At 49.2% G+C, this 12036-nt stretch carries 8 protein-coding genes; 7 read left to right on the top strand and 1 reads right to left on the bottom strand.

Going from position 1 to position 12036, the window contains the following annotated elements:
• Positions 1–295: 295 nt before the first annotated feature.
• The gene (locus IEX62_RS12290; RefSeq protein WP_188775816.1) at positions 296–796 is read right to left on the bottom strand and encodes a CcdC family protein; all 501 of its coding nucleotides are present in this window, start codon (positions 794–796) and stop codon (positions 296–298) included.
• Between the two features lie 554 nt (positions 797–1350).
• On the opposite strand from IEX62_RS12290, the gene IEX62_RS12285 reads away from it, so the two are divergent.
• The 7 genes from IEX62_RS12285 (at position 1351) to IEX62_RS12255 (ending at position 11912) form a co-directional block, all read left to right on the top strand.
• Positions 1351–1734, top strand: coding sequence for a response regulator transcription factor (locus tag IEX62_RS12285; RefSeq protein ID WP_188775815.1), 384 nt, complete (start codon positions 1351–1353; stop codon positions 1732–1734).
• The gene (locus IEX62_RS12280) at positions 1734–4826 is read left to right on the top strand and encodes an ATP-binding protein (RefSeq protein ID WP_188775814.1); all 3093 of its coding nucleotides are present in this window, start codon (positions 1734–1736) and stop codon (positions 4824–4826) included. The genes IEX62_RS12285 and IEX62_RS12280 overlap by 1 nt, the downstream gene beginning before the upstream one ends.
• 208 nt (positions 4827–5034) lie before the next feature.
• Positions 5035–7242, top strand: a complete 2208-nt coding sequence (locus tag IEX62_RS12275; protein WP_188775813.1) for a response regulator — start codon at positions 5035–5037, stop codon at positions 7240–7242.
• Complete coding sequence (locus IEX62_RS12270) at positions 7239–8357, top strand: HEAT repeat domain-containing protein (RefSeq protein ID WP_188775812.1); 1119 nt, start codon at positions 7239–7241, stop codon at positions 8355–8357. The genes IEX62_RS12275 and IEX62_RS12270 overlap by 4 nt, the downstream gene beginning before the upstream one ends.
• The gene (locus IEX62_RS12265; RefSeq protein ID WP_188775811.1) at positions 8338–9819 is read left to right on the top strand and encodes a glycosyltransferase family 2 protein; all 1482 of its coding nucleotides are present in this window, start codon (positions 8338–8340) and stop codon (positions 9817–9819) included. Before IEX62_RS12270 ends, IEX62_RS12265 begins: the two co-directional genes overlap by 20 nt.
• A complete protein-coding gene (locus IEX62_RS12260) occupies positions 9816–10973 on the top strand; it encodes a hypothetical protein (protein WP_188775810.1) in 1158 nt (385 codons plus the stop codon). The genes IEX62_RS12265 and IEX62_RS12260 overlap by 4 nt, the downstream gene beginning before the upstream one ends.
• Positions 10974–11459: 486 nt before the next feature.
• A complete protein-coding gene (locus tag IEX62_RS12255; protein WP_188775809.1) occupies positions 11460–11912 on the top strand; it encodes an Lrp/AsnC family transcriptional regulator in 453 nt (150 codons plus the stop codon).
• The last annotated feature ends 124 nt before the right edge of the window (positions 11913–12036 follow it).

Below are 12036 nucleotides of genomic sequence, written 5' to 3'. Positions count from 1 at the left end.
CAGGTTGCTTCTTTGTGCTATATTTTCCAGAGTAGTTGGATAGCTGATATGGATGCTGTACAGCCCTATTACAGGATACCAGTAGGAACGTGAGGACTCGCTTGAGCTTCTCAACTTTTCTTTCTATAACGCTATAGCACTAAATAGTTCAGCATCACAGCAAAAAAGCTAAAGCCTTCTCGACTGTGGAATACTGCACTCATCATTAGAGCAGTATTACATAAGTCGAAAAGAGACTTTAGCTTTTGTTGTATATACAGTACAGACGCGTGATATGTCCGATATCCTGATGGAATCAGACGGATGAACCGGATTCCACCTTTTCACGGATGGCGCGATATTTACGATACATATCGAGGCGCCAGTGTAGCAAGGTTCCGAAGGCAAGGATGAAGAACACACCCGCTGTCTGCGGAATAGTAATATAATGCTCGATAAAACGGTGTAGCAGCAGACGAATCAGCAGCAGTCCGAGCAGAATGAATAGAAAGCTTTTGGAGCGCTGAACGACTACATCCGTGCCATTGTGCTCGAAGCGTGTGCCCCGAATGAGCGGATACGAGAAAATAAACCAGCCGACCAGAAATGCACCTACTGCCCACATCCATGATACGCGGAAGTCCGGCACCACAAACATGAAAAAGCCTGTGCTCATACCGAGTGGCGGAATCAGAATTTTTTTGGCATTAACCGGTCTATGATTGGTACGCGAGCGCACCAGAATCGCAGTCAGAGCGATAACAAGCAGTCCGACAGTCGAGCCTATTTGTAAAAAGGAGGGACTGAATTGAAGCATAATCGCGGTAAAACCCCTCTCCACAATGTGAATTCAACTACATATGTAGTATACCATATCCATTCTTTTCCGCATCCTGCGTAACGCTTAAAATTTGTATATTTTGCAAAAGCGTCTATTTTGCTCGTCGCCCTGCTCAGTTCAGTCATCCATCTGTTCGACTTGTACGAATAAGGATTGAAGCTAACACGCAGCGGTAGTGCCATTTTACAGATAAGAATGATGTACTATTTGCGAATGGAAATCATTTGCCGATAATTATCAATAATTAGCTATTGGGCTACTCTGTTTCTGTATGTATTGCTACCTCATCGCCTTAGTGGATCATTGTATTCGAGTTCATCCTATACGATACGGAGTGCTGGAATCGATGCTATTCTGATTTATTCAGAATGTCGATGATTGTGGTAATATACAATTGTTATTGTTTTAAATAATTTCAATATTATGTTAAAAGAACAGGATTTGCGGAAGCGCCAGATGTGATAGGGGCTGTCTCGGTCGCCTCACTATACATAGCATGGCGCATATTGACGGATACAGGAGGCAAAAGGATGACAGAGAAAAAGATTTTGATTGCTGAGGATGAACCAGCACTACGTTTTTTACTGATGGAGACGCTTGAGGATGAAGGGTACGTGATGACCGAGGCAGAGGATGGACAGCTGGCGAAGGATCGTCTAGCCCAGCAGGAATATGATCTGGTCGTGCTTGATTACATGATGCCGGAGGCAACAGGCATTGAGGTGTGTGAATGGCTGCGCGCGAGCGGGAATGCGAATGCAGGCAAGCCTGTCATTCTATTGACTGCAAAGGCACAGGAGCAGGATCGTTTACGTGCCGAGCAGGCAGGGGTGACCTTATTCATGTCCAAGCCGTTCAGTCCGCTTGCCTTGATCGATGCAGCCGAGGAGCTGCTTGAAAGGGAGGACGCCTGATGCCAAATGGCGGTTTGACCCGGCGTGTGACCCGTTGGACAATCATTGCCTTTTTGATCTTTGGCTTGATTATCTTTGCGGTGGAATGGGCATTCAAGCAACAGGTAACGGATATCAATACCGAAATTAATCAGCATCTGGATCAACAGAATCGCTTGCAAATGATCGACGAATCGTATCGCTCGGCGGTGTCGAATTTCCGAGCATATCTTGCTTTTAGTGTGGGAACATTTCAGGTGCAGGCAGAGTCAGATCGAGATCGCTTTCTGCAAGATCTGAGCCAGTACCGTGCCCAGTCGGTTAACGATCAGGAGAATGTAAGTGCACTCGCAGAGCTAGATCGACAAAGCCGCGAATATTTCAGTTATTTTCCACTGATCGAAAGCTATAAGCAGCAGGGGAAGCAGGATCAGATCGAGAGCACATCCCGTAATGTTACAACCGCTCTTGTCCAATCGGTGAATAGCCAGCTGGATGAACTAATTAATAATGAACGTGCTCAGGTGAATCAATTAATGAAGCAAAGCCAGCGGCTGAACTCGATCGTCCTGTTCATTCCGCTCGTCTTTATCATTTTAGGTCTGGTTGCTGCGTTACTGCTGGTGCGGTATTTGCGCGAGTCGATGATCCGTCCTGTGGTCGAACTGGAGTCTGCGGTACGACGGATTAGTCATGGCGAATATTTGCATGTAGAGGAGCGCACTTCTAATGATGAGATTACGAGCCTGATCGGCGGGATCAATCATATGTCTGATCAACTGCGCGAGCGTCAGCAACAGAATGAATATAGCTTGCAGCAGATGGAGCAGCAAAACGATGAGATGGAAGCACAAAATGAAGAAATTCTAGCGCAGCAGCATGAGCAAGCGATCATTTTGGATAAGCTGACCGAACGCGAAAGCCAGCTACAATTGATCAATTCGTATCAAGAAAAGCTAACTGGCTTTAGTAGTATGAAGGATTTTCTGGAAAACAGTCTGCGTGCGTTAATGCATGCTACACATCATGATGCCGTTATGCTGGTCGTACGCAATCAGGCAGATTCAGCAGGCTCTTTTCGAATGATCTATGCCGTAGGCTGGCCACAGCATGATACAGGACGCAGAGTGGAGCAATTATACGGGCCAGCGCTGGAAGTGATCGAGGAACGTAGACCGGTCGTGCGTAGTCGCTCGCTCAGTGGTGAAGAGATTGGGCTGCATCAAGGCTATGAGCGTGCAGATGATCATTATTATCCACTCTTTGATGAAGATATGCAGGTGATCGGCTATCTACTATTCACAACCTATGGCAGTCTGGCTGTAAATATTAAGGATCGTATGCTAACAGAGGGATTGATCAATCAGTTCGGTCTGGCGTATCAGGCACAGCTTGCAGGAGAGGAACGTCGTAAGCAGGGCGTCCGTCTGGCGGAGCTGAATGCCGAGCTGGAATCGGAAAAGCTGATGATCAAGCAGCAGCGCGATGCGATTCAGGAGATTATTGACTCGTTACAGGAAGGGCTTGTGCTATTTGATCATAACGGGGTTATCTCATTTTGCAATGCACAGGTGAGCGCTGTTTTACCGGATCTCAAGACAGGCGCATCGATCGATAGTCTGAATACCTTCCTTGATAAGCAACATACGGGCACCTACAAGCTGAGCGAACAGATTACACATGCAGTGAAGGAGCATCTGACCAACTGGAGAACTCAGTTCAGCCTTCGTGCACGTGATGGCAGTATTCATCATATGGAAATGTACATTAATCTGATTACCGGTGCAGATCTACAGGAATATCATCTGATCGTACTGCGTGATCGCACAGAGGAAGAACAGGCGAACCAGATGAAAAATGAATTTGTCAGCATCGTATCCCATGAGCTGCGTACACCGCTGGCAAGTATTCTGGGCTTTGTGGAGATTTTGCTGAACCGCGAAGTGAAGCCAGAGAAGGCGAAGAAATACATGGAGACGATTCACCGGGAAGCGAATCGTCTGTCGAATCTGATTAATGATTTTCTGGATTTGCAGCGGATGGAATCTGGGAAGCAGACCTATACGCTTGTGCCATTCGATCTGCGCGCTATCGTTAGCGATGTGGCGATGCAGTGGGATGGTAAGCAGGAGCATGGTGTCTATGCCGAGCTGCCAGAGCATACAGCACTGGTACGTGCCGATCAGGATCGTATCACTCAGGTGATGCACAATCTGATCAGTAATGCGGTGAAGTATTCTCCAGGCACCGATCGGGTCGATGTACGGCTACTTGAGGATGAAGCGAACTGGCTGGTGGAAGTACAGGATTACGGGCTGGGCATTCCAGAGGAAGCGAAGGATAAAATGTTCAGTAAGTTTTATCGCGTAGATAATTCGGATCGCCGTCAGATTGGCGGTACCGGCCTTGGACTGGCGATTGTACGGGAAATTCTGAATGATCTGGGTGGAGAGATTACCTTCGATTCCGAGCTAGGTCAGGGAAGTACATTTATCGTCAGACTGCCGAAGCTCAAGGTGCCTGTGCTGGATGAGCATATTGTGGTGATTGAGGATGAAGAGAACCTATCCCGATTGATCGCGGCGACCTTTGAAGAGCAGCAATATGAGATTTTGACGCTGAACAATGCAGAGGAAGCGATTCTGGGCTTGCAGGCGGCGAAGCAACCACCGTTACTGTGCATCGTTGATATCCATCTGCAAGGGCCGAAAAACGGCTGGGACTTTATTGCTGCCCTCAAAAGTCATCCATTAACCCGTGATGTACCGGTGATCGTTTCATCCGCGCTGGATCAGCCAGGTGACTTTGCCGAGAAAGCCGATGAAAAGTATCTGCAAAAGCCATTTACCGTGGATCGACTGCTGGAGCTGGGCGTTTCGCTTATGGATCAGGGACAGCAGACGCTTCGTACAGATATGGTCGTACAGGGCAATCAGGATGAGCAATTACTCCAGCAAGCCTTGCAGCGTAGTGGCCTTGGAGCGGCAGCGCTGAAGCTGGTGGATGATGTGATCAAGGTCGATCTGCTGGGCGATGCGAAGAAGACAGAGCAAGCCGAGCAGGCAGACTCTTCATCGCATTCAGATACCAATCACGGAAATGGAGCAATCTAGCTTTATCGGGTTTCCTGTATAGAAATACCGTTATGGTACAAATGAAAGCAATAGACGGTACGATCAGGGGTAATAGAAAGTAGGCTATAGACCATGTAGCACATCCGTTAGGAGCGATGTGCTACATTGTAGCATTGCGGAGAATAGGATGTACTCATACAAACGGCTGTGTTGATGAGCGCCTACGGCGACAGTCAGGGAGGATTTTATGGATAAATATCAGCGACTATTTATAAAGCAGATGAAGGACAAAATCAAATCCGTCACGACATCCGGGCAGTCTACCAGTGAAGCAGAGCTGTATCGACTGCTGCATTCGGCAAAAGGAACCGCAGGAACGATTGGATTGGATGATTGGTTTCAGACCGCTTCCAGTTTACTGGAACGTGTAGAAGCAGAAAGCACCCGCGTCTGGCGCGTTTCTGAGGCGCGTGAGCTACTCGCTCCACTCGCTTTTTTACTATTGGACAGTGCGGATGAGTCAGACGATAGTGGAGACGAGTCTGCAATCGTTGAAGAAGCACAGGCTGAATTGCCACCTTATATCGGTACATTGCTGATCGTAGATGACGATCTGAGCTTGCTGCTTGTACTCAAGGAGCATCTGGAGCGAATGGGCTATATGGTGCTAGCTACGCCGGATTCAGGACGAGCGCTGGAGTTATTTTATAGCATGAAGCCCGATTGTGTCGTGCTCGATATTGTGCTGGAGGAACGGAGCGGTCTGGAGATCTTGCAGGAAATGCAGTCTCGCAGTGAGCAGTACTTGATTCCGGTCATTATGATCAGTACGAATCGTGATCGTGCCACTCGTATACAGGCGTATGAATCGGGCGCAGATGATTTTATAGGCAAGCCGTTTGATGTGGAGGAATTTGCTGTACGGGTGAAGCGTCAGGTGTCTCGTCGCTTGAAGCTGAATCATTTGTTGATGATGGACGAGCTGACCGGTGCGTATAACAGTACCTTTTTTGCACAGGAGCTGGTTCGTCATTTGCAATTACAGCTGGAGCGGCCTGAGCCTGCTACACTGACGCTATTTGATCTGGATAGCTTCCGCTATATTAATGAGCGCTTCGGTTATGCCGAGGGCGATCGACTGCTCAAGCATTTCTCTGATCTGGTCAAGCCTGCACTGGGGCCGCATGATATCTGGGCGCGTGATCGACATGATCGGTTTTACCTGCTACAGCCCGGCACTGGGGAAAAGGAGGCAACCTCGTTTGCTCATCAGTTGCTGGAGCGTCTGGAGCAGGATCAGGGTGCAGGATTGGATGATTATCGTCTGTCCTTCTCGGCAGGTATTCTGGAGTTAAAGCCAGGCATGACCGCAGCCTCCTGCTATGACGGCGTGATGCGTATTGTAGCCGAAGCGAAGCGTAGTCGGGATGGCGTGATGGTTGTACCGGAGCGCCGTAGACCGGTTGAAAATGGTCAGGCGGCACGTCTGGTCGAGATGGCACTGGATGCGGCGACACACGCGAAGCCTGATGATCGTCAGCACGAGAGTAGCTCATCAGCCGATACAGGTGTAGAGCCACTTTCACAAGCTGCATCGACTCCTCCAGTCGAGCCGTCCGATCCTCTGATGGATAAAATGGACGATCTGATGTTGGCGCTATCCTCCAGGCTCAAACGTCATCAGCATTCCGAGTCTGCAATGATTGAGGATGAAATAGATAAAGACGAAATTGTTGCACAGGATACAACCTCCCAGCCAGCTCCAGAGGTGCAGGAGTCTCAACCTGTAGCATCGGTTCCACAGGAAGAAATCATAACGGCACCAGTTCCAACACCGCCTGTACAGGAAGCGGTAACGCCAGTGAATACAGCATCGCAGCCAACAGAGCAGCAGAATACCGCTACACCAGCCCCTGCTGTCCACGCGGATACGATTCGTGAAGCCGAAGCACCTGATGGCTCCGGCCCTCGTCTGGAATGGGTTGATCGTGAAGAGAAGGTGCTGCTTAGTCAGCAGACGGCTGAGATTCAGCAGGCATCGGCTCCACCGCTCGGCGTAAATCCATGGAGACTGGCTATTATTGACGATGATGATCTGATTCGTAACATGCTCAAAAAGCGTCTATCTGCTCTACAGGCTGAGCATGAGCTGGATATTCGTGCCTTTAGCGATGGTGAGGAATTTTTCAGTGATCCATGGCATGGTGAGAACGCACACTACCTGCTCATTTTGGATCGGATGATGCCACGAATGAATGGGATGGAGGTGCTGCGTCGACTGCGTAGCTCGGATAAACGCAATCGATATACAGTGCTCATGCTTACCGGGGTGGGTGATGATCGTGAGGTGGCAGATGCGATTGGTGCGGGTACAGATGACTATTTGACCAAGCCATTCAGTATGGTGGAGCTGGAGGCACGTATTCGGCGTCTGCTGGGGAGGATGAAGGCATGAAGCAACTGGATACGAACCAGGCACTGCTTGCATTTGCCTTGCTGAGCGCCTTCATGCTGCTCGTTCTGATACTGCTGTATGCGTATCTCGCTTATCGTAAAGCAACCTATAACAAGCGTCAGCTATCTGTCTATGAGATGGTGCGCGATCTGGAGCAACCCGACTCGGCGCTGGAAACGTATCTAGCTACCGGTGAAGCCTCACGGCGGTTATCGGTTCGTGGTCCTTATCGAATGGAAGCCTTGCAGGAGGCGCTCCAGCATCGCCTTTCAATCAGTAACACGCCAGAAGAACGCAGGCTGATCTATGAGTTTGCTGAACGTTACTTTACCGATCATTATCGGCAAGCCTTGCGTAATCGGCGCTGGAGCACACGGATGAATACCTTGCTCTGGATTGAGCAATTTCGTATTCATTCGCTACATCCAGAGCTGATACGATGGATGAAGGCGCGGCGCTGCTCGGCGGAGGAGCACTTTCAGATTTTGCGTATTTTGTCCAAGCTGAACAGTGATCAGATCGTCCCCTTCCTTAGTGAAAAGGATCATAATCTGTCGGACAGTCAGCTACTACAGATTTTGCTACCGCTTAACGAGGAGCTGATCGATCAGCTATTAGCCCAGTTTGATACATTACCGAGACGGGTTCGCTATAACTTGATGGATGCACTGCGTATTCATAATGTACGATCCACCGAGGTGCTCGCTCTGCTGGAGCGTCAGCTCAGTCATTATGATGGAGAAATACGGATTCGTGCGCTCAAGACCATTGCTAACTTCGGCTATATGTCGCGTGAGGCAACACGCCAGCTCGTGGATGTGCTGGAGGATGAGCATGATCATCCCGAGCGTATGACCTCCTCGTGGCCAGAACGCCTGATGCGTGCAAAGGTGATGGGCAATGTGCATGAGGATGTGTTCGTATCGTACCTGCTGGAAATGCTGGGCGATTCGTCGTATCGGGTCAGACAACAGGCAGCCGAATCGTTATCCAACTATAAAAATGGCCTGGAGCTGCTTGCAAAAGTAGTTGCCGGAGAACATGCGGACCGCTATGCACGTGAGATGGCGGAGGAGACGCTGGAAAGGAAGCAATATGAACGCAACCTGGCTTGAGCTCATCGGTACGATTTTTGAAGTGATCAGCATTATTATTGCCATCTATGTCGTTGTGGTCAGTCTGGTGTATATTGTGCTGTTCTTCGTAGCGGCTCATAAGCTCAATCGAGAAAAGGACGTCAACGAGAGCCAGTATGAGCAGGTGCTACAGGAAGAGCTGGCGCCGCCACTGTCTATTATCGTGCCTGCCTACAATGAAGAGCTGAATATCGTATGGAGTGTACGATCATTGCTAGGTATTAACTACAAGCAGTTTGAGATTGTGGTCGTAAATGATGGTTCGAAGGATGCTACAGCGCAGCAGCTCATCGATGAATTCGATATGGTTGAGGTTAAAAGCCGTGTACGCTGGTCGGGTCTCGGGAAGGAAACGAAGCCAATTCGCGGCATTTATCGCTCGCTCCAGCATACTAATCTGGTGCTGGTCGATAAGGAGAATGGTGGTAAGGCAGATGCGCTCAATGTGGGCATCAATGTATGTCAGTATCCCTACTTCGCTTCGCTGGATGGCGATACAGTGCTGGACCAGGATGCCTTTATCAAGGTCATGAAGCCGATTATGGATGCTGGGCCTGATGAAGAGATCGTTGCTACAGGTGGTAGCGTCGGAATCGCCAATGGTAGCTATGTGGATAGCGGCTACTTGAGTCGTGACAGTGTCCGTCTGTCTCACAAGCCACTTGTGGTGATGCAGGTTATCGAGTATCTACGTGCCTTTCTAATGGGGCGGATCGGGCTTAGCCGTTATAATCTGCTACTGATCGTATCCGGTGCCTTTGGTATTTTCAAAAAGAGCTGGGTCATCGAGGTGGGCGGCTATGATGTGAACACGATCGGTGAGGATATGGAGCTGGTCGTTCGTCTGCACCGCCGGATTCAGGAAAAGAAAAGTAAAGCACAGATCGTGTATGTACCCGATCCGGTCTGCTGGACGGAGGCACCAGAGCAGGCTAAAATTCTGCGTCGTCAGCGTACACGCTGGCATCGTGGACTGTTCGAAAGTTTATGGAAAAATCGTAAAATGATGCTGAATCCGCGCTATGGCAAAATCGGCATGATCTCCATGCCGTATTTCCTGTTCGTCGAGCTGCTGGGGCCAGTGGTCGAGCTGACTGGTATCATTACCGTGCTGATCGGCTTGTTCCTGGATACGATTGATATCCGCATCACCCTTATTCTGGCACTGCTCATGCTGCTATACGGTTCATTGTTATCGATGGGAGCTGTATTGTTCGAGGAATGGTGCTTCAAGCGCTATAACCGGGTAAGTGACCTGACGCGTCTATTTCTATATGCGCTGTCAGAAACGTTCTGGTATCGTCCGATGATGACACTCTGGCGTTTTGAAGGGCTACTTCGCATTGCCGCACGTAAAAAGCACGCCTGGGGCGATATGGCGCGTGGCGGTGTAATGAACTCCAAAAAGACGGATAACGGTGCGAATGGAGGTGGGTCATGAAAGCCAGAAAGGTATGGACATTCTGGATCATTCCCATCCTCATTGTAGCTTTGCTGTTGGCGCCGTGGGTCTGGTGGGAAGTGAAGCCAGATACTCGATTACAGGTCACTATTCTGGACAAAACCGTGCCAAATACGACCTATCGTGAGCATAAAGGCCTGGTCTGGCTGCTCAATCAGCAAAAGTATACGAAGACGAATGGGCAGCGTTATGACTATACGACCGATTATTATGGCTTTTTCCCGGGAAGCAATGATCAGTATAAGGTCACTGGATTGCCGCAGGATATGCGCAATACTGATATGATCTATGTGGCAGATACGTATGGAGTAGAGAAGGCACAGTATTTACAGGCAAATAATGGCGCCAGTGTTGGTACGGCAGATGGCGACCTATCACAGGGTATGCTGTACGGTGGGCTGGATACGTCGGACGTACAGCGTATTCGTAGCGGAGTGACCGAGCAAGGTGTCAAAACGCTCATCGCCGAGTTCAACAGTCTGGCTACACCAACTACAGCAAGTGTTCGCAACCAGATCTATCCATTGCTCGGTGTAGAATGGACAGGCTGGACGGGACGTTACTTTGCTGATCTAGCTCGTGGTGGCGAGGTGCCGGACTTTCTGACGGGAGACGGAAGTGATCCGAATCGCTGGCCGTACACGGGTCCAGGTATCGTGCTAATGCATGAGGACGGACGTGTTGTCGTGTTGCAGGAGGGCAAGCAAATTGGCGATCAGGGCGTACAGACCACATTAACAACGCAGGGGAAAGCACTGATTGGCTTTGATGCCAAGGTGCGTTACAATTACTGGTTTGACATTATGAAGCCAGCCGAGCGAACCGAGATTCTGGCGAATTATGATCTGGGTCTGACCGCAGACGGCAAGCAAAAGCTACAGGAAGCAGGCATTACAGATACGTTCCCAGCAGTGATTCGCCAGCAGCATGCGACGTATACATCGTATTATTTTGCTGGCGATTATGCGGATCATGATCAGTATCCATTCTGGCGCCGCTATGAAGGCTGGGATACAGTCAAGCGCTGGTTCACACTGGATCGACCGGGCAGTGAGGATGCTTTTTACTGGCATTTATATGTACCGATGATGAAGGGGATTCTAGCACAGACGGCAGCAACAGAGCGGCGCTGAAGACAATGAGCAGCAGGCGATGTGATGTGCAGACGGCTCAGCTTCATGATGGAATATGAATATGCTCAATATGAATAAAAGATCAGCCCTGTTCATTCCTTTTGGAAGCAGGGCTTTTTGAATAGTTCGTATTGGAGGGGAGGGGGCACCAAGAGAAATTCTTGGGTGTAAGGGTGAAGAATTTTTACATATGTGTTCCGATGTGTGATGTATAATAATAAAGAAGCTGTATCTACGGATTAAGTGCATCAGCGGATGATGTATGCTACATGCGTAATCAGGAACATAACGGAAGAAAAATCATCATACGTGCCAAAAAAATGCACAGTTAATCTATACACGACACCCTGTAGTTGATAAAATAAAAAGTCATGATATATCGTTTTAGACGTACAGCAGCATGTAAAACCTCCAGACGTTTATATCGAGCAGGCACATGGTATTTTCGACCGAACGATAATAGAAAAATTCCGAAGGAGGAGACTCATGGATCAGGTTGATGAGCAAATATTGCTGCATCTGCAGCGTCATGCCCGTATCTCGATGACCGATCTGGGTAAAGAGGTTGGATTGTCCCAGCCGGCAGTCACAGAGAGGGTACGAAGGCTGGAGGAGAGCGGCTTGATTCGAGAGTACCGTGCTGTTGTGTCACCGGAAAAGCTGGGCTATCAGGCTTCCGCGTATTATCTTTTTCATACCAATAATGGGGTTAACTTTGTTGAGGTATGCCGGGAATCACCGGAGATTGTGGAATGCCATCGGACAAGTGGCGAGTATAATTATTTGCTCAAGGTGCTAACGTCCTCGATTCGGGAGCTGGAGGCGTTTGAGAACCGGATCAGTCATTATGGTGACTATACTACCTTGATCGTGCTATCCACACCGATTGAGCATCGGCAGCTCGCACCTACAGAGAACGGATTCAGACGTCCCGTATAACGATCTGACGGTCATCCGTTTATTTAGAAGAAGTCGATTCGGGAGCATGGCATTCGCTACTCCAACGTAATCGCCTGCTGGAATCAAGATTGTCCATGCAAGCAATCTGCGCCTAACAGTGAGT

It is taken from the genome of Paenibacillus hunanensis (genome assembly GCF_014645615.1).
Classification (GTDB): Bacteria; Bacillota; Bacilli; order Paenibacillales; family Paenibacillaceae; genus Saccharibacillus; species Saccharibacillus hunanensis.
The sequence above is the reverse complement of the archived record's forward strand: the minus strand, read 5'-3'. Positions and strand labels throughout refer to the sequence as shown.